14 protein-coding genes and 1 pseudogene are annotated in these 17,609 nt (G+C 72.9%); 4 read left to right on the plus strand and 11 right to left on the minus strand.

Annotation, left to right across the window (positions count from 1 at the left end):
- Window positions 1-43: 43 nt before the first annotated feature.
- From ACFWRV_RS02675 to ACFWRV_RS02685, 3 genes are all read right to left on the minus strand, one after another.
- Window positions 44-925, minus strand: coding sequence for an ATP-grasp domain-containing protein (locus ACFWRV_RS02675; RefSeq protein ID WP_384327117.1), 882 nt, complete (start codon window positions 923-925; stop codon window positions 44-46).
- A gap of 70 nt (window positions 926-995) precedes the next feature.
- Window positions 996-2,684, minus strand: a complete 1,689-nt coding sequence (locus ACFWRV_RS02680; protein ID WP_384327118.1) for a DUF885 domain-containing protein — start codon at window positions 2,682-2,684, stop codon at window positions 996-998.
- Window positions 2,685-2,820: 136 nt separating this feature from the next.
- The gene (locus ACFWRV_RS02685) at window positions 2,821-3,300 is read right to left on the minus strand and encodes an Lrp/AsnC family transcriptional regulator (RefSeq protein WP_384327120.1); all 480 of its coding nucleotides are present in this window, start codon (window positions 3,298-3,300) and stop codon (window positions 2,821-2,823) included.
- Window positions 3,301-3,360: 60 nt separating this feature from the next.
- Here ACFWRV_RS02685 and ACFWRV_RS02690 point away from each other — a divergent pair, with 60 nt between their 5' ends.
- On the plus strand, window positions 3,361-4,575 hold the full coding sequence (locus ACFWRV_RS02690) for a trans-sulfuration enzyme family protein (RefSeq protein WP_384327122.1): 1,215 nt from the start codon (window positions 3,361-3,363) through the stop codon (window positions 4,573-4,575).
- Here ACFWRV_RS02690 and ACFWRV_RS02695 read toward each other — a convergent pair.
- The 3 genes from ACFWRV_RS02695 to ACFWRV_RS02705 form a co-directional block, all read right to left on the minus strand.
- The gene (locus tag ACFWRV_RS02695) at window positions 4,508-5,920 is read right to left on the minus strand and encodes a GNAT family N-acetyltransferase (RefSeq protein WP_384327276.1); all 1,413 of its coding nucleotides are present in this window, start codon (window positions 5,918-5,920) and stop codon (window positions 4,508-4,510) included. The genes ACFWRV_RS02690 and ACFWRV_RS02695 overlap by 68 nt on opposite strands.
- A 145-nt stretch (window positions 5,921-6,065) precedes the next feature.
- Complete coding sequence (locus ACFWRV_RS02700) at window positions 6,066-7,658, minus strand: alkaline phosphatase D family protein (protein ID WP_384327124.1); 1,593 nt, start codon at window positions 7,656-7,658, stop codon at window positions 6,066-6,068.
- Window positions 7,659-7,805: 147 nt separating this feature from the next.
- The gene (locus ACFWRV_RS02705; RefSeq protein ID WP_384327125.1) at window positions 7,806-9,257 is read right to left on the minus strand and encodes a PLP-dependent aminotransferase family protein; all 1,452 of its coding nucleotides are present in this window, start codon (window positions 9,255-9,257) and stop codon (window positions 7,806-7,808) included.
- A 47-nt stretch (window positions 9,258-9,304) separates the two neighbouring features.
- Here ACFWRV_RS02705 and ACFWRV_RS02710 point away from each other — a divergent pair.
- Window positions 9,305-10,147: pseudogene (locus ACFWRV_RS02710) on the plus strand (DMT family transporter); the annotation flags it as partial.
- 93 nt (window positions 10,148-10,240) lie between these two features.
- Here the strand turns inward: ACFWRV_RS02710 and ACFWRV_RS02715 are convergent.
- Window positions 10,241-11,071, minus strand: coding sequence for an alpha/beta fold hydrolase (locus ACFWRV_RS02715; RefSeq protein WP_384327127.1), 831 nt, complete (start codon window positions 11,069-11,071; stop codon window positions 10,241-10,243).
- Window positions 11,072-11,193: 122 nt separating this feature from the next.
- Here ACFWRV_RS02715 and sigJ point away from each other — a divergent pair, with 122 nt between their 5' ends.
- Both sigJ and ACFWRV_RS02725 read left to right on the plus strand, forming a co-directional pair.
- Window positions 11,194-12,078, plus strand: a complete 885-nt coding sequence (gene sigJ / locus ACFWRV_RS02720) for an RNA polymerase sigma factor SigJ (protein WP_384327129.1) — start codon at window positions 11,194-11,196, stop codon at window positions 12,076-12,078.
- Between the two features lie 285 nt (window positions 12,079-12,363).
- The gene (locus tag ACFWRV_RS02725) at window positions 12,364-13,134 is read left to right on the plus strand and encodes a GntR family transcriptional regulator (protein ID WP_384327130.1); all 771 of its coding nucleotides are present in this window, start codon (window positions 12,364-12,366) and stop codon (window positions 13,132-13,134) included.
- A gap of 106 nt (window positions 13,135-13,240) precedes the next feature.
- Here the strand turns inward: ACFWRV_RS02725 and ACFWRV_RS02730 are convergent, their stop codons facing one another.
- The 4 genes from ACFWRV_RS02730 to ACFWRV_RS02745 all read right to left on the minus strand — a co-directional run bounded on the left by ACFWRV_RS02730 (window position 13,241) and on the right by ACFWRV_RS02745 (window position 17,548).
- Complete coding sequence (locus tag ACFWRV_RS02730) at window positions 13,241-14,398, minus strand: ROK family protein (protein WP_384327132.1); 1,158 nt, start codon at window positions 14,396-14,398, stop codon at window positions 13,241-13,243.
- A 154-nt stretch (window positions 14,399-14,552) separates the two neighbouring features.
- Entirely contained in the window at window positions 14,553-15,122 is a 570-nt protein-coding gene (gene mug / locus ACFWRV_RS02735) for a G/U mismatch-specific DNA glycosylase (RefSeq protein ID WP_384327134.1), read from the minus strand.
- 19 nt (window positions 15,123-15,141) lie between these two features.
- On the minus strand, window positions 15,142-16,575 hold the full coding sequence (purB, locus tag ACFWRV_RS02740; protein ID WP_384327279.1) for an adenylosuccinate lyase: 1,434 nt from the start codon (window positions 16,573-16,575) through the stop codon (window positions 15,142-15,144).
- Between the two features lie 103 nt (window positions 16,576-16,678).
- Window positions 16,679-17,548 carry an SGNH/GDSL hydrolase family protein gene (locus ACFWRV_RS02745; RefSeq protein ID WP_384327136.1) on the minus strand — a complete coding sequence of 290 codons (870 nt, stop codon included), beginning with the start codon at window positions 17,546-17,548 and terminating at the stop codon, window positions 16,679-16,681.
- Window positions 17,549-17,609 lie beyond the last annotated feature (61 nt).

The raw sequence follows: 17,609 nt of genomic DNA on the forward strand, positions 1-17,609 counted from the left end.
ACGCCGCCGCGCCCGGACGGAGGAGCGCGCGTCCGGGCGGGGGTCAGCGCGTGCCGGCGGCGGCGAGCGCCGCGAACAGGTCCCCCGCCTCCGCCCCGGCGGGCAGCCCGCTGACCTGGCCGTCGCCGACCTCCACCACCCGCCACACCCCGTCCTCGCGCAACGCCAGGTCGGTGGTGACCCAGCGCAGTCCGAGACGGCCCACCGCCTCGCGCAGGGAGGGAAGTTCGGGGACCGGGTGCCGATCGGGAGTGTCCGGGTGGGCGGTGACGAGCGCCGCCTCCCCGTCCACCCACCACACCCGTGCCTCGCCGCCCGCGACGAACGGCTCGAAGGACCGCAGCACCAGGCCGCCCGCGAGGAAGGTGCCTTGCAACTCCACGAACCGCTCCACCACGGCGGCCAGTTGCTGCCGGTCCGCCAGCTCCGGCACGTAACAGGCCTCGTGCCACTCGTGCTTGCGGGACTTCACGAAGTCCTTCACGATGCCGGGCCCCGCCCCCAGCGGCGCCGCGAGCCGGGCCAGCTCGTCCACGGAGGGCGGCGGAGCCCCCGGTGCCGTGGCGTGCCAGACGCTGCGCGGCGTCAGCCCGTCGAACTCCTCGTACCAGCCGGGAAGTTCATGCGCGCGCCGATAGCCGACGGCGCCGGTGAGCAGGGCGCAGCCCCGGGCGCGGAGGGCGGCCTCCAGCTCCGCGTACCGGGCGGAGGGGATCATCCAGCCGCGGTACCAGTACGGTCCGGAGTCCCGCGCGACCCGGGCCACCGCCCCCGGCGCGTCCCCCGCGAGCAGCGCGTCATGGTCGAGCAGCGCGATCCGCCCGCCGGCCGCACGCGCTGCCGCGAGCTCGCCGGAGAACTCCGGATCGGGCCGCGACGAACTCAACGGATCGGCGCAGAAGAGGAATCCGCTCCGATCGTTCACGACGACCGCCTCATTTCGCCTCACCGCTCTCCACGACGGGACCTTCGGACCGTACGTACCTCCGGCCGGATCAGAGCCGCGACAGCTCGTCCACCAGATCGTCCAGGCCCAGCGACCCCTGGGAGAGCGCCGCCATGTGCCAGGCCTTCAGATCGAACGCGTCGCCATGCGCGGCGCGCGCGTTCTCCCGGCCGAGCAGCCAGGCGCGCTCCCCGAGCTTGTAGCCGATGGCCTGGCCGGGCATCGACAGGTAGCGGGTCAGCTCGCTCTCCACGAAGTCGGCGGGACGGCCGCTGTGGTTGCCGAAGAACTCCTGGGCCAGACCGGGAGTCCAGCGCTCGCCCGGGTGGAAGGGCGAGTCAGCCGGAATCTCCAGCTCCAGGTGCATGCCGATGTCGACGATGACCCGGCAGGCGCGCATCATCTGGGCGTCCAGATAGCCGAGTCGGCGTTCCGGGTCGGGCAGGAAGCCCAGCTCGTCCATCAGCCGCTCCGCGTACAGCGCCCAGCCCTCGGCGTTCGCGCTGACCATGCCGACGGAGGCCTGGTAGCGGGAGAGGCTGTCGGCGACGTGCGTCCACTGCGCGAGCTGCAGGTGATGGCCGGGAACGCCCTCGTGGTACCAGGTGGAGACCAGGTCGTACACCGGGAAGCGGGTCTCTCCCATGGTGGGCAGCCAGGTGCGCCCGGGGCGGGTGAAGTCCTCGGAGGGGCTGGTGTAGTACGGCGCGGCGGCCCCGCCGGGCGGCGCGATCCTGGACTCCACCTTCCGTACCCGCTCGGCGAGGTCGAAGTGCGTGCCGTCCAGCGCCTCGATCGCCTCGTCCATCAGGCCCTGCAGCCATGCGCGGACCTCGTCGACGCCCTCGATGTGCTTGCCGTGTACGTCGAGGTGGGCGAGCGCCTCCCAGGGCCCGGACCCGGGCAGCACCTTCTCGGCCTCGGTCTTCATCTCGGCGAGCAGCCGGTGGTATTCCGCCCAGCCGTACGCGTACGCCTCGTCGAGATCCAGATCGGTGCCGTTGTACAGCCGCGACCAGCGGGCGTAGCGCTCCCGGCCGACCGGGTCCGGAGCCCCCTCGATACCGGGGGCGTACACGTCGCGCACCCAGTCCCGCAGCGCGAGCACCGAGGCCGTCGCCAGCCGGGCGGCCTCGTCCAGCTCCGCCCGCAGGGAGGCCGGGCCGGGGGCCACGAAATCCGCGAAGAACCCCTCGCCGTCGCCCTGACCGCCCCACTCCGTGAGCTGCCCGACGAACGTGGCGGTCGCGCGCGGACCGCCGTACAGCTTGCGCTCCAGGCCGAGCGCGAGCGAGGCACGGTACCCCTCGTACGCGGCGGGCACCGCGCGCAGCCGTTCCACGACCGCCGCCCAGTCCTCGTCCGTCGCGGTCGGCGTGAGGGTGAAGACCTCGGTGATGCTGTGAGCGGGCGACGACAGGTTGGAGACGGCCCGCAGGCCCTCCTCGGCCTCGTGCACGGCGAGCTGCGCCGTCAGACGCTCCCGCAGGAGCCGTCCGCAACGCCGCTCGGCATCGCTGTCCGCACCGGGACGCTGCTCGGCGGCGTCCAGCTCCCGCAGCGTCGTGCGGAGGAGGTCGGCGTTCGCGGCCTCGCCGGCCGGTGAGAAGTCGGGCAGTCGGCGCGAGCTTTCCGGCACGCCCAGAAACGTGCCCGTGATGGGGTCGAGTTCGATGAGTGCGTCGACGTAGGCGTCGGCGACCTGACGGGGCAGCGCGCTGCTCGAAGTGTCTGACATGCGGACATCCTCGTACGGCGGCGGCCTTCCCGTCATCATCGTGGGCCGTCGGACGTCCGAAAGACGATCACTCCAGCACTTCCGGACCTTGCGGGAGCTCGACCGGTGCGTCGCCTTCCGGGAACTCGCCGGTGCGTCAGTTTCCGGCAGGAGGCAGCAGCGGCCCGCACTCCCACTGCTGGAAGATCAGCCGGGTGTCCACCCGGGCCACCTCCCGGCGCGAGGTGAACTCGTCCAGGACCAGCCGCTGCAGATCCGCCGCGTCGGCCACCGCCACCTGCACCAGATAGTCGTCGGGACCGGTGAGATGGAACAGTGCGCGCGACTCCGGCAGCGACCTGATCCGGTCGACGAACGGCCCGATCAACTCCCGGCGATGCGGCCTGACCTGCACCAGGAGCAGCGCCTGGAGACCCCGGCCGAGCTTCGCCGGATCGAGGCGCAACTGGTCCCCGAGAATCACCCCGCTGCGGCGCAGCCGGGCCACCCGGTCCAGACACGTCGAAGCGGCCACGCCCACCTCGGCCGCCAACTCGCGGTAGGTGGTCCGTGCGTCGTTCTGCAGCAGCCGCAGAATCTGCAGATCCACCGGATCGAGAGCGACAGAATCGGACATGTGGCGAACGTAGCACGGCCATCGGTCACTACGAGCCGGTAGCTGTTCAGAGTGACCGGCATGGACAACGAAGTCTCGATGACGCCCCCTGCTCCCACCCCGGCCAGGGCTCTCGCCACCGAAGCCGTGCACGCCGGACGCGACGACCTCGCCTCCCTGGGCGTGCACGCCCCGCCGATCGACCTGTCCACCACCTACCCCTCCTACGACTCGCGCGGCGAGGCGATGCGGATCGACGCCTTCGCCACCACCGGCGCCCGCCCCGACGGGCCGCCCGTCTACGCCCGGCTGGACAACCCCACCACGGGCCGTTTCGAGACGGCGCTCGCCCGGCTGGAGGGGACCGACAGCGCGGTCGCCTTCGCCAGCGGGATGGCCGCGCTCACCGCTGTCCTGCTCGCCCGGGCGAGCCAGGGACTGCGCCACGTCGTCGCGGTCCGCCCGCTCTACGGCTGCAGCGACCATCTGCTCGGCGCCGGGCTGCTGGGCACCGAGGTGACGTGGACCGACCCGGCGGGCATCGCCGACGCCATCCGCCCGGACACCGGACTCGTGATGGTCGAGACGCCGGCCAACCCGACGCTGGCCGAGATCGACATCCGGGCCGTCGCCCACGCCTGCGGAACCGTGCCGCTGCTGGTCGACAACACCTTCGCCACCCCCGTCCTGCAGCGCCCCGTCGAACACGGCGCACGCATCGTCCTGCACAGCGCCACCAAGTACCTCGGCGGCCACGGGGACGTCATGGGCGGCGTCGTCGCCTGCGACGAGGAGTTCGCCGCCACCCTGCGCCAGGTGCGGTTCGCCACCGGCGGGGTGCTGCACCCGCTGGCCGGCTATCTGCTGCTGCGCGGCCTGTCCACGCTTCCGGTACGCGTACGGGCGGCCTCGACGAGCGCCGCCGAACTCGTCCGCAGGCTCACCGCCGACCCGCGGATCGCCCGGGTGCACTATCCGCGGATCGGCGGCGCGATGATCTCCTTTGAGGTGTACGGGGACCCGCACCGGGTGATCTCCGGCGTGCGGCTCATCACGCCCGCCGTCAGCCTCGGCAGCGTGGACTCGCTGATCCAGCACCCGGCCTCCATCAGCCACCGCATCGTGGAGGAGGGAGACCGGCGGGCGTCCGGCGTCGGCGACCGGCTGCTGCGGATGTCGGTCGGCCTGGAGGACGTCGAGGACCTGTGGGCGGATCTGTGCCAGGCGCTCAGCGACGGGCCCATTCCGTCGGCGCGGACGGCCGGGCGGCCCCTTCAGTCCTCAGCCGGGCGGTGATGACGAGCGTGCCCTCCTCGATCTGGTAGTCGAGGGGCAGCTCCAGCGCGCGCATCGCCGCCACCATGCCGGTGTTGCGGGACTGCGTCACCGCGTACACGCTGTCGCAGCCCGTTTCCCCGGCCAGGGCGACCAGGCGGCGGAGCAGCTCGGAGCCGATGCCCCGGCGCTGCCAGTCGTCCTCGACGAGGAGGGCTACCTCGGTCTCGTCGCCGTCCCAGAGGAGGTGGCCCATCGCCACCAGCTTGCCCGACGCCGTCTGCACCGCCAGGGTGCGGCCGAAGCGGGGGCTCAACAGGTGGTCGAGGTAGCGGTCGGCGTCCGCGACGGGACCGTGGTAGCGCAGGCCCAGGGTGTCCTGCGAGCAGCGGTCGTGCATGGCGCGGGCGGCGGCGAGATCCCCGCGGTCCGCGCGGCGCACGGTGATCTCGTTGCCCTCGGGCAGCGTGAGGACGTCCTCGCTGCGCGGCACCCGCGGGCCGAGCCGGGCGTCGAGCTCGACCAGGGCACGCGCCCGCGCGAACTCGGTCGGGGTGAACGGCAGATACGGGCGCTCGACGGAGATCACGCCGCCGGACGGGTCCCGCAGCCGCATCACCGTCTCCTCCAGCACGCCCTCGACCGGGGCGCTCTGACCGGTCGCGCGGCCCGTGACGGAGACGGCGGGCAGCGAGTGGATGGTGCACCGGCCGAGCAACTGCCGCAGGGCGAGCGGCAGCTCGGCCGCGTCGAGCGCGGTCCGGGTGGCCAGCGACAGCACCCGGGTCGGGGTGTCCACCAGATCGTGGGCGTCCGCCCGCTCGATCCAGGTGGAGGCGCCGCCCGCGGCCGCGATCTCCCGGGACAGCTCCCGCGCCGACAGCGAGGCCGGGGCACGCAGCAGGAACTCGTCCACGGTCCCCTGCGCGAGCGGGTGCGTCTGGAGGGTGAGGATGTCGACCCGGAGCCCGGCGAGGGCCATGCACAGCGCGGCCAGACTGCCCGGGGCGTCGAGCACCGTCGTCCGCATCCGCCACAGCGTGGTCCCGGTCTCCTCGGCGCCGGCGATCGGACTCGCACCGCTGCTCCCGGCCGTGTCCGCCGCCGCGCCACCGGCCCCGACCGGCGCGACGCCCGCCTGATCGGACGGGGGGGCATGACTGTGGCGTCGGGCCCACCAGGTGTGGAACGCGGCCGTGGCCACCAGTGCCACCGCCGACGCCATGAGCAGGTAGGGCCCGTCCGGCTGGTGTCCGATCAGGTTGGCGATCGCGTCGGCCACGGCCACGGCGGTGAACAGGGCGGCCAGTTCGATCAGGTCCCGCCGCCAGTGGTGGGGACGGCGGGCGCTCTTCGCGGAGGTCACATCAGTCATATCCTCACTGTGAACGAACGGTGTTGCCTGATCACGAACGCTTTGTGACTGATGGGTTACGTGTTGATCTGGTCGCCTATCGTCGTTTTCGGCCATATTCAGAGATGGCCGCCGTGCCGAGCGCGTCAGCCGCCCTTCACTGACCGACGCGGCCCGGCCGGAGCACCTTGGTGAACAGCACCGATCCGCCCTCGGCCCGCAGACGTACCGTCAGCTCCGCACTGTCGCCGTCGATCTCCACCTCGCCGAAGTACTGGGGCGACTCCATCGGCGAGACGTTGGCCCGGTCCGGGGCCCGCACGAAGACCCGGTCGGGGCCGAAGGTGCCGTCCAGCGCGTTGGCCGGGAAGCCGCCCGCCGCCAGCGGGCCCGACACGAATTCCCAGAACGGGGCGAAGTCCTTGAACGCCGCCCGCTCCGGCGCGTAGTGCTGGGCCGAGGTGTAGTGGACGTCGGCCGTCAGCCACACGGTGCCGGTGATCCTGCGGTGCTTCACGAACCGGAGCAGCTCGGCGATCTGCAGCTCCCGCCCGAGCGGGGCGCCGGGGTCACCCTGCGCCACGGCCTCGAAGTCCGTCGCACCGTCCGGGACCACCAGGCCGAGCGGCATGTCGGCGGCGATCACCTTCCACTCCGCCCGGGAGGCGGCGAGCGAGCGTTTCAGCCACCGCAACTGCTCGGCGCCGAGGATGCCCGTCGTGTCGTCGGGCTGTCGGCCGGGGGAGTTGGCGTTGCGGTACGACCGCATGTCGAGCACGAACACATCGAGCAGCGGCCCGTGGTGGACGACCCGGTACATCCGCGCAGGGCGTCCGGAACCGTGCGAGGGCGCGAGCGGGACGTACTCGTGGAAGGCACGCACGGAGCGCGCCGCGAGGATGTCCACGTTCTTCTCGGTGTAGCGGGCGTCGTCGAGGATCTGGCCGGGATACCAGTTGTTGCGCACCTCGTGGTCGTCCCACTGCACGACGGAGGGCACCTGGGCGTTGAAGCGGCGGACGTTCCGGTCGAGCAGGTTGTAGCGGAAGTTCCCCCGGTACTCGTCCAGCGTCTCGGCGACCTTCGCCTTCTCGTCGGTCATGACATTGCGCCAGATCCGGCCGTCCGGCAGCGTCACGCTCGCCTCCAGCGGGCCGTCCGCGTAGACGCTGTCCCCGCTGCACAGGAAGAAGTCCGGGTCCAGGCGGCGCATCTCCTCGTACACCCGGTAGCCGCCGATGTCCGGGTTGATGCCCCAGCCCTGCCCCGCGATATCGCCCGACCACAGGAACCGCACCCCGGACCGGCGCCGGGCCGGAGCGGTACGGAACGTCCCGTACACCGGTTCTCCGGTACGGCGCGGATCGGCCGGGTCGGCGAGCGTCACGCGGTAGTGCACCTGCTCGCCCGCCGGCAGCCCGTACAGCGGGACGGTCCCTGTGAAGTCCGTCCCGGGGCCGATCGACGGCCCCTGCCACCTCCGCACCCGCCGGAACGACTCGGTCGCCGAGGTCTCCACCAGCATCCGGGCCGGCCGGTCCGAGCGCACCCACAGCAGCGCCGACGACGCGGTGACGCTGCCCACCTGCACACCCCAGGACGCTTCGGGCCGCCCCGCGAGGTGCAGCGCGGGCGCCGCCGTAGCGGTCGCGGGCGAGAGGGCGACCGCCGCCGGGGCGATCAGCGAACCGCGCAGCACGGCACGGCGGCCGGGCGAGGGGACAAGGGGACGGTGCGGGCGGTGGGACATCGAAGCGCCTCCGGAGAAGGTCGGCGGGCGGTGCGCCGTTCGCGAGAAGATCACGGACCGGCGCCGGTCTCCGCCCATGCCTAGCGCGTTGCGGCGGCCGGAGCCCCAACCCCGGGTGAACGGTGGCCGTCACCCGGGACCGGCCGCTCACCCGGGCCGGCCGGAGCGCCACACGTCCGCCAGCGTGGCCACTCCCCGGGCGATGTCGCCGGGGGCGAGGTGGGCGTAGCCCAGGACGAGGGGCACGGTGCCGTCCTCGGAGCCGGCCGTCGTGCAGTCGCGCAGCGAACGCAGCGCGATGCCCGCCCCGGCCGCCCGCTCCAGGAAGACGTCCTCGGGGCCGTACCGCGCCGGCAGCCGGGCAATGATGTGCAGCCCCGCAGCGATACCGCTGACCGCCGTGCCGGGGAAGTGCTCGCCGAGCGCGCCCACCATCGCGTCCCGACGTTCCCGGTAGGCCCGTTGGCACCGCCGCAACTGCCGGTCGTAGCCGCCGCGCACGATGAAATCGGCCAGTACCGCCTGGTCGAGTACCGGGTTGCCCAGATCCATGGTCCGTTTGCGGGCGACGATCCGCTCGGTGAGCGCGGCGGGGGCGATCAGCCAGCCGAGCCGCAGACCGGGAGCCAGCGACTTGCTCACGGATCCGGTGTACACGACCCGCTCGGGATCCAGTCCCTGCAAGGCGCCCACCGGCGCCCGGTCGTACCGGAAGTCCCCGTCGTAGTCGTCCTCCATGATCACGGCGTCCACCTCCCGCGCCCAGCGGAGCAGCTCGCCGCGGCGGTGCGCGGAGTATCCGATTCCGGTGGGGAACTGGTGCGCGGGCGTGGTCACCACCGCGCGCACGCCGGAGCGCTCCAGGGGCGCGAGGGCGAGGCCGTCGTCGTCGAGGGGCAGCGGGACCGTGCCCAGACCGGTCGCCGCGAACAGCGACGCGTGTTCCGGGCTGCCCGGATCCTCCACCCCGACCGAGGTCACGCCCTCGTCCCGGAGGACGAAGCCGAGCAGGGTCGTCGCCTGCGCCACCCCCGAACAGACCACCAGACGCTCCGGATCGGCCACCACGCCCCGACGCCGGGCGAGCAGTCCGGCCAGCGCCTCGCGCAGTTCCGGCAGCCCGCGCGGATCGGGGTAGCCCAGCGCGCCGTGCGGCAGCCGGCCGAACACCGTCCGCTGGGCGGCACTCCACGCGCCGCGCGGGAAGAGGGACAGATCGGGGGTGCCGGGCCGGAAGTCCACCCGCGCGCCCGCCGCGCCCGGCGCACGGTCGCGTACCGGACGCTCCGCCGCGCGTACGCCCTCGCTCACCCAGGTCCCCGCACCCCGCCCGCTGCGCAGATAGCCCTCCGCGGTGAGCTGCTCGTACGCCTCCGTGACCAGCCCGCGCGACACCCCCAGATCGGCGGCGAGTTCACGGCTGGAGGGCAGCCTCGTGCCGCCGGCGAGACGGCCGGAGCGGACCGCCTCCCGCAGCGCGGACCGCAGCGCGCGCCCCCGCCCGCGCGTCGGCGCGGCAGCGGCGGGCAGCAGCAACTCCCACGCCGGAGAGAGGGAATCCGTCGTCGGGCGCCGCGGATTGGTCCCCGAAGACGTCATGGAAGTGGACCTTAAACCGGTCCGTCGCCGGCCCTAGCGTCGGCCCCATGAACGCAACCTCTCTGCGCGGGGCCCTCCTCGCGGCCCTCGCGTGCGTGCTGGTGGGGGCATCCTTCACGGCCAACAGCGTCCTCGGCGACTACCCGTACGCGGGCGGTCAGGCCCTCCGCTACGGTCTGGCCGCGCTCCTGCTGGTGCCGCTCCTGCGGCGTGACCCGGACTCCGCGACGGCCCGGCTCCGGCGTCTCGGCCGCCGCCCATGGGGGCGGATCGCGTTGCTCGCCGCCGTGGGCATGGTCGGCTTCAACCTGGCGGTCCTGGCGGCCGAACAGTCCGCGGAACCGGCTGTTCCGGGCGTCTTCGTGGGCTGTGCGCCGATCGTGGTCGGCGTGCTCGTCCCGCTGCTGGACGGCCGTCGTCCGTCCCGCGTCACGCTGTACGCGGCCGGACTCGTCGCCGTCGGCGCGTTCACCGTCCAGGGCTGGGGCCGCACCGACCTGGCCGGCATCCTGTTCTCGGTGGGCGCGCTCGCGGGTGAGGTCGGCTTCGCGGTCCTCGCCGTCTCCGTGCTGCGGCCGCTCGGTCCGAAGCTGCTCTCCGCGACGGTCTGCGCAGTGGCGGCCGTCGAGTCGGCGCTGCTCGGCCTGCTGCTGGACGGGGAGGCGTTCCTGCGGGTCCCCACGGGCGGCGAGGCGGCGGCCCTGTTGTGGCAGGCCGTCGTCGTCACCGTGATCGGATTCGTCTGCTGGTACAGCGGGATGCAGCGCATCGGAGCCGAACGCGCCACGCTCTTCTCCGGCCTGATCCCGGTCTCCGCCGCCCTGACCGCCCCCCTGGTCGGAGCCGGGACCTACGGCCTGGCGCAGGGCGCGGGAAGCCTTCTGGTCGGCGCCGGTGTGGCGTACGGCTCCGGCGTCCTCGGGCGGCGCGGGAGCGCCGGAGCGCGGCTTTCCGGCCGCACACCGGCGCCCCGACGGGCCGGCTCAGCGACTGGTGTCCAGGATGACGCGGGCCACCAGCGCCGGGTCGTCGTTCATCGGAACGTGCCCGCAGCCGGGCAGCCGCACGAGCCGGGCGTCGGGGATCACCCGCTTGGCGCGGACCCCCTGCCGGCGCAGCAGGATCCGGTCGCGGGTGCCCCAGGCGACGGTGACGGGGATGCCCTTCACGTCGTCGCCGAAGAACGCGCCCCGGCCCACCTCCAGCGTCTCGTGGAATCCGGTCGCTCCGCGCAGGGCGAACGTCTCGGCGACGACGGCCTCCGGTGAACGCCTGCCGGGCCGGGCGTAGATGGTGCTGGTGAGCGCCGCCCGGCCGGCCGCGCTGCGCGACAGGCGCTCGATCAGCGGCACCGGGAGGGCCAGCGCGCTCCGGCGCATCGTCCGCAGCGTGCCGAAGGCGTAGCGGCGTTCCGCCTCCGTCCAGAAGCCCGCCGGGGACAGCGCGGTGACCGACCGCACCCGTTCGGTGCGGCCGAGCTCCAGGGCGATCAGACCGCCCAGCGAGTTCCCGGCCACATGGGGGCGGTCCAGGCCGAGTTGGGCGCAGAAGGCGCCGAGTACCGGGCCGAAGGTCGCGAGATCGTAGGGGACTCCGTCCGGCAGCGCGGGCGAGGCGCCGAAGCCGGGCAGGTCCACGGCTATCACCTCACGCTCGGCGGCCAGGATCCGCGTCACCGGGTCCCAGGCCCTCAGATGGTGGCCGATGCCGTGCAGGAGCAGCAACGGATCGCCCGAGCCCGTCCGTTCGTACGCGACCGAGACCGGACGGGGGCCGTCGGCCGTTGCGACGGTGAAGGAGACCGTGGTGGTCATGCTGCTGCTCCCTGGCGTGGGTAGACATCTCGTCAACAACAATTACCGTCGGGTAGCCCGCAGTTCAAGGGGCCCGGCGATTCCCGCTGGACACCCTGTGGCCCGTGGGCTGGGATGGGCCGATGACCGCCGACGCCGCGACCGATCTCTTCGAAGAACACCGGCCCGTTCTCACCGGTGTCGCCTATCGCATGCTCGGCCGTGTGGCCGACGCCGAGGACGTGGTCCAGGAAGCGTGGCTGAGGTGGTCGGCGGCGGCGCGTGAGGACGTCCGGGAGCCGCGGGCCTTCCTGGTGCGGATCACCACCCGGCTGGCCATCGACCGGCTCCGGCACCTGCGGTCGCGCCGGGAGTCGTACCCGGGTTCCTGGCTGCCGGAGCCGGTGGTCACGGACTTCGGCCCCGCCGTGCCCGACACCGCGGAACGCGCCGTCCTCGCCGACTCCGTCTCGCTCGCCGTGCTGGTCGTCCTCGAATCGCTCTCACCGCTGGAGCGCGCGGTATTCGTGCTCCGGGAGGCCTTCGGGTTCCCGTACGCCGAGATCGCCACCGCCCTGGACCGCACCGAGGCGGCCGTCCGGCAGCTCGGCGGCCGGGCCAGGCGGCACGTGGAGGAGCGCAAGCCGCGCTACGACGTGGACCCGGTCGAGCGGCGCGACCTCACCGAACGCTTTCTGGCCGCCGCCTCCGGAGACGGCATCGAGCAGCTGCTCGCCCTGCTGGCCCCGGATGTCCGGCTCGTCAGCGACCACGGCGGCAGGGCGAAGGCGCCGCGGCGGATCATGGAGACCGCCGACAAGGTCGGCCGTTTCCTCTTCGCGGTGGCGCGGGAGCTGGATCCCGACGGGGAGATCCGCGTCGTGGAACTCAACGGCGGGCCTGCCGTCGTCCACCTCGTCGGCGGGAAGCCCGACGCCGTCTTTCAGATCGAAGTCGGCCAAGGTGTCATCCAATGTGCCTATTTGATTAGCAATCCGGACAAATTCTCCGGATTGCCCGTCGCGTAGCCGAGAACACCACTGGTCGCCTCGGTCCCCATGGCCTCCTGGGTTCGCCGGGGGCCTGGTCAGAGCCCCGTCATCCGCCCGGATGCCGGGGCTCCGTGTCGCGCTCGCCCCACGGCATCACGAACGTCGTGTGAACGCTCTGCGCCAAAGTCCCGTTTCGTTCCGTTACGGAATAAGGATTGGTCTTGACCAAGGGGGTAGGCCGTCCTAGGGTCTCCACTTAAGGCAGGAACCTTTAATAAATAACGTCGCGGAAAAAGACGCTGGGCGATTGCGGAGGACAGGGTGGGGACCACGCAGCTGGAATCGGTACAGGAGCCGAAGTACTGGCACCTCAAGACCGTGCTCAGTGAGGCACTCGACTCGGACTTTGCGGTGGGGGAGATCCTGCCCAACGAGCGGGACCTCGCGGCACGGTTCGGTGTCGCGCGAGCCACGCTCCGGCAGGCCCTGGAGCAGCTCGAACTGGAAGGCAGGCTGCAGCGCCGCCGCGGGGTCGGGACGACCGTCGCCCCGCCGCGCGTGGGCATCGCCGTCTCCACCGCCCAGCACGAATGGGCGGGCGGCGTCAGCGGCGAGGCCTGGCAGCCGGTCGGCAGCAGCATGGACAAGGCCCCGGCGGCGGTGGTCGCCATGCTCGGAACGGACCCGGCCGAACCGGTGCACGTGGTGCGCCGTATCCGTGACACCCAGGGGCAGGCGGTAGCGGCGGAACTCCTCTACATCCCCGCCTCCTCGGTGCCCGACCTCTCCGCCATCGAGGCCCCGTCGGGCGCCGTCCGCGCCCGGAGCGTACTGCGCGAGCTGCACCGGCTCGGCCTGCAGGGCCAGGACCGTTCCGTGGAGCTCGGCTCCGCGCGGGCGGACGACGCCAAGGAGCTGGACCGGCTCCCCGGCGCCCCCGTCCTCGTCGTCACCACCCGCTACTTCACCGCGGACGGTACGGCGGCCGTGTCCGTCGCCACCTACCGTGCGGACACCTGCCGCCTCACCTTCGGGGACTCCGGCGCGCTGGAGATCAGCCACGACGAAGAGCCGGAGCGCCAGGCTTCCTGATCGCCTCCGGCCCTCGGTCCACGCCCGCCGACCTCCCCCGAAGACTCCGGTCCCGGGGAGGTCGGCGGGCGTGCGTCGTCCCGTTCCGCTCGGGCCTGCCGCGAGGTCAGCGGCGGGCTGTCACGGCCCCCTCGACCGCGAACAGCTCCTCCTCGACGTGGTCCAGGGCGAGCCGCAGCGCCCCCGTCGCGACGGCGGCCTCTCCGAGCAGCGAGAGGGTCACCCGGGGCGGGCGCAGGCAGTAGCGGGCCAGCTCCCCGCGGAGGGGTTCCAGCACCCCGTCCAGCCCGGCGGCCCAGCCGCCGACCACGACCAGCTCCGGGTCGAGCGCCAGCACCAGCGCCGCCACGTCGTGCACCAGCCGCTGAAGGAACCGCTCGACCGCGGCCCGGGCCCCCGCATCGCCCTCCTTGGCCTTGGCGAACACCGCGGCCACCGCCTGCTCGTCCAGCGGGTCCAGCGGAGTGTCCGTCGTCGACAGCAGATGCTCCGGCGTCACCTCCCTGCCCAGCAGGTGCAGAGCGCCGATCTCCCCGGCCGCCCCGCCGAACCCGCGGTGCAGACGCCCGCCGATCAAGGACCCCGCGCCGGGACTGAGCCCCGCCAGCACGAAGACCACATCGTCGGACTCGGTGGCCGCACCCTTCCAGTGCTCGGCCACCGCGGCGGCGTTGGCGTCGTTCTCGACGAGCACGGGGCAGCGGAACGAACGGCGCAGCCGCTCCCCGAGCGCGAGGCCGGTCCAGTCCGGCAACGCGGTGCCCAGCCGCACGGTGCCGTCGGCCTCCACGATCCCGGGACTGCCCACACCGACCGCACGCAGACTGCTCCGGGCCACCCCGGTGCGGCGCAGCACGTCCGCGATGACGGCCCGGACCTGGTCGAGCCGGTCGTCCGCGCCGGCCGTCTCCGACACGGCACGGGAGCCCGCCCCGACGATCCGCCCGTCGAGCCCCGAGATGAGCGCCGAGACCCGGTGCGGACCGATCTCCACCCCGAGGAGGTGCCCCGCCTCGGCCCGGAATCGGAACCTCCGGGCAGGGCGCCCCTGACGCCGCGCCTCACTCTCGTCGGGCAGGGCCTCGACCACGAGCCCCGCTTCGAACAGCCCCTCGACGACCCCTTCGACCGTCGGCCGGGACAGCCCGGTGATCCGCGTCAGGTCCGTCAGCGTCGGCGCGCCGGCCCCCCTCAGGGCGTGCAGCACTACCGCGGAATTGATCCGCCGCAACAGCGACGGGTCCCCACCGGTCAGCCGGCCCACGGTATGTCCTCCCAGCTCGTGCGCATGTTCTGCCGGATCGTACTCGCTGGCCGGGACCCCTGCGGCCAGCCGGGGAAGCCGGTATCGAGCCGCAACCTGGGGCATCCGGGAGCGACGCATCCGCCCCCGTCACGGGCCGGGGCCGGTCGAGGGCTCAGTCGGCCGAGGCAGGGGCGGCGGGCCTGGCCGGGCGCCCGGCGGCGTCCCTCAGGCGCGCGTACTCCTCGGCCATGGTCCGCACCGTCCAGTGGGCGTTGAGGCCGCTGGGGTTGGGGAGGGCCCATACGCGGGCGCCGCCGACGGTCCGCTCCTGGGGGCCGATACGGGCCCGGGGCTCACCGAAGGCCGTCCGGTAGGCGGTGATGCCGACCACCGCGAGCCACTGTGGCGCGAGCCGTTCGACCTTCGCCGTCAGCGCGGCCCCGCCCCGACGGAACTCCTCCGCGTCCAGCTCGTCGGCCCGGGCCGTGGCCCGCGCGACCACGTTGGTGATGCCCAGTCCGAGGCCGAGCAACTCGGCCTGCTCCGACGGGCGCAGCTGCCGGGGGGTGAATCCCGAGCGGTGCAGGACCGGCCAGAACCGGTTTCCTGGGTGGGCGAAATGGTGGCCCGTCACCGCGGTCGTCAGGCTCGGGTTGATGCCGCAGAAGAGCACGCGCAGACCGCCCGCGGCCACATCGGGGACGATGCGGTCACGGGCGGCGCTCAGCTCTTCGGGGGTCATACGGTGCGCGCGGTGCCGGTCAGAGGATCGAGCCGGGCGTGTAGTTCGCGGCCTCGGGGTGCTGCTTGGTGATCTCCTCGATCCGGGCGACCAGCGATGACACCTGGTCGCCGGCGGCACCCGTGAACGAGAGCTTGTCGGCCATCAGCTCGTCCAACTGGGCCCGGTCCAGCGGGATCCGCTCGTCCGCGGCGAGCTTGTCGAGCAGCTCGTTGCGTTCGGCGCCCTGCTCCCGCATCGCGAGGGCGGAGGCGACCGCGTTCTCCTTGATCGCCTCGTGCGCCACCTCGCGGCCCACCCCGGCCCGCACCGCGCCCATCAGGACCTTGGTGGTGGCCAGGAAGGGGAGGTAACGGTCCAGCTCGCGCGCCACGACCGCGGGGAACGCGCCGAACTCGTCCAGCACCGTCAGGAAGGTCTCCAGGAGGCCGTCGAAGGCGAAGAAGGCGTCCGGGAGCGCCACCCGGCGGACCACGGAACAGGACACGTCGCCCTCGTTCCACTGGTCGCCCGCCAGCTCGCCGGTCATCGAGGCGTAGCCGCGCAGGATCACCATCAGACCGTTCACCCGCTCGCAGGAGCGCGTGTTCATCTTGTGCGGCATCGCGGACGAGCCGACCTGGCCGGGCTTGAAGCCCTCGGTCACCAGCTCGTGGCCCGCCATCAGCCGGATGGTCTTCGCCACCGAGGAGGGCGCCGCCGCGAGCTGCACCAGCGCGGTGACCACGTCGTAGTCGAGCGACCGGGGGTAGACCTGGCCGACCGAGGTGAACGCCTCGGCGAAGCCGAGATGGCCGGCGACGCGCTGCTCCAGGTCGGCGAGCTTGTCCGCGTCGCCGCCGAGCAGGTCCAGCATGTCCTGCGCCGTGCCGACCGGGCCCTTGATCCCCCGCAGCGGGTAGCGGGAGAGGAGGTCCTCCAGGCGGCCGTGGGCGACCAGCAGCTCATCGGCCGCGGTCGCGAAGCGCTTGCCCAGCGTGGTCGCCTGCGCGGCGACATTGTGCGAGCGTCCGGCGATCACCAGCTCGCGGTACTCCGCCGCGAGCTTGCCGAGCCGGGCCAGCACGGCCACTGTGCGGTCGCGCATCAGCTCCAGCGACAGGCGGATCTGCAGCTGCTCGACGTTCTCCGTCAGGTCCCGGGAGGTCATGCCCTTGTGGACCTGCTCGTGACCGGCGAGGGCGTTGAACTCCTCGATCCGGGCCTTCACGTCATGCCGGGTGATCTTCTCGCGCTCGGCGATGGAGGCCAGGTCCACCTGGTCCAGCACCCGCTCGTAGTCGCTCAGCGCCGCGTCGGGCACCTCGATCCCGAGGTCCTTCTGAGCGCGCAGCACCGCCAGCCACAGCTGACGCTCCAGCTTCACCTTCTGCTCGGGGGACCAGAGGACGGCCAGCTCCGCGGAGGCGTAGCGGCCGGCCAGGACATTGGGGATGCGAGGCTTCGCAGACACGGCGTTCACGTAAAGGGATTCTACTGGCGGTTCGTGCAGGCCAGCGCCCCGCCCCGGTTTGTGGCTTGCTACGAAGGAGCGGGGGAGGGTCCAGGGACCCGGTTCAGTCGGTCTCCGTGGTGCCCACCGCGGCGTCGGGGGAGAGCGCACGGTGCCAGCCCGTCACCGGTCCCGGATTCTCCGCATCCGCGGGCGTGATCCAGAAGGCCCGGCCCGTCGACGCGTCGAACTGGGCGCCCGAGCGTCCGTCGCCTGAGGAGCGTCCGGTGAGCCGGCGCCCGATCCAGGGGCCCAGATGCCGGCGTGCGAAGCGGATGTCCTCGGTCCGCCGGGACGTCCAGCGCGGCAGCGCGGTCGCGGGCATCGGAGTCTGCCAGTCCAGCTCCGCCGGCAGCCCCAGGGTCTGCCAGACGGCCTCGGCGACGCGCCGGTGCCCCTCCGCGGAGAGGTGCAGCCGGTCGAGGTCCCACATCCGGGGGTCGGTGAGCGAGCGCGCGGAGTAGAGGTCCACCACCGCGGCGCCGTGCTGCCCGGCCAGATCGTCGATCAGGGCGAACAGCGCCTCCACCCGCGGGCGGAACCGGTCGAAGACCGGCCCGCTGCGCCCGGGGCTGCGCATCAGGACCAGCTGCTTGCAGGAGGGCGCGAGACGCTCCACGGCCTCTTCGAGCCGCCCCCTGACCATCCCCATGTCGCACTTCGGGCGCAGCGTGTCGTTGAGCCCGCCGACCAGTGTGACCACGTCGGCCCCGAGCCCCGCCGCCGCTTCGACCTGCTCGTCCACGATCTGGCTGATGAGCTTTCCGCGTACGGCGAGATTGGCGTACCGGAAACCGGGGGAGCGCACCGCGAGGCGGGAGGCGAGGACATCGGCCCAGCCCCGGTAGGTGCCGTCGGGGAGCAGGTCCGACATGCCCTCGGTGAAGGAGTCGCCGACCGCGACGAGACTGGTGTAGGAAGCATTCAATTCCATGGCCCAAGGATCCTACCGCGCACCCCGTCGGCCCGCCCGCCGAGCGGCGGGGCGGGCCGAC

Origin of the sequence: Streptomyces sp. NPDC058576, from assembly GCF_042718715.1 — a bacterium.
Classification (GTDB): Bacteria; Actinomycetota; Actinomycetes; order Streptomycetales; family Streptomycetaceae; genus Streptomyces.

Excerpts from the sequence above, each read along its gene's own strand:
- ACFWRV_RS02700 (WP_384327124.1), bottom strand. The coding sequence starts at position 7,658 with ATGTCCCACCGCCCGCACCGTCCCCTTGTCCCCTCGCCCGGCCGCCGT.
- sigJ (WP_384327129.1), top strand. The coding sequence starts at position 11,194 with ATGACCGCCGACGCCGCGACCGATCTCTTCGAAGAACACCGGCCCGTT.
- mug (WP_384327134.1), bottom strand. The coding sequence starts at position 15,122 with ATGACCCCCGAAGAGCTGAGCGCCGCCCGTGACCGCATCGTCCCCGAT.
- ACFWRV_RS02685 (WP_384327120.1), bottom strand. The coding sequence starts at position 3,300 with ATGTCCGATTCTGTCGCTCTCGATCCGGTGGATCTGCAGATTCTGCGG.
- ACFWRV_RS02705 (WP_384327125.1), bottom strand. The coding sequence starts at position 9,257 with ATGACGTCTTCGGGGACCAATCCGCGGCGCCCGACGACGGATTCCCTC.
- ACFWRV_RS02680 (WP_384327118.1), bottom strand. The coding sequence starts at position 2,684 with ATGTCAGACACTTCGAGCAGCGCGCTGCCCCGTCAGGTCGCCGACGCC.
- ACFWRV_RS02715 (WP_384327127.1), bottom strand. The coding sequence starts at position 11,071 with ATGACCACCACGGTCTCCTTCACCGTCGCAACGGCCGACGGCCCCCGT.
- ACFWRV_RS02690 (WP_384327122.1), top strand. The coding sequence starts at position 3,361 with ATGGACAACGAAGTCTCGATGACGCCCCCTGCTCCCACCCCGGCCAGG.
- ACFWRV_RS02745 (WP_384327136.1), bottom strand. The coding sequence starts at position 17,548 with ATGGAATTGAATGCTTCCTACACCAGTCTCGTCGCGGTCGGCGACTCC.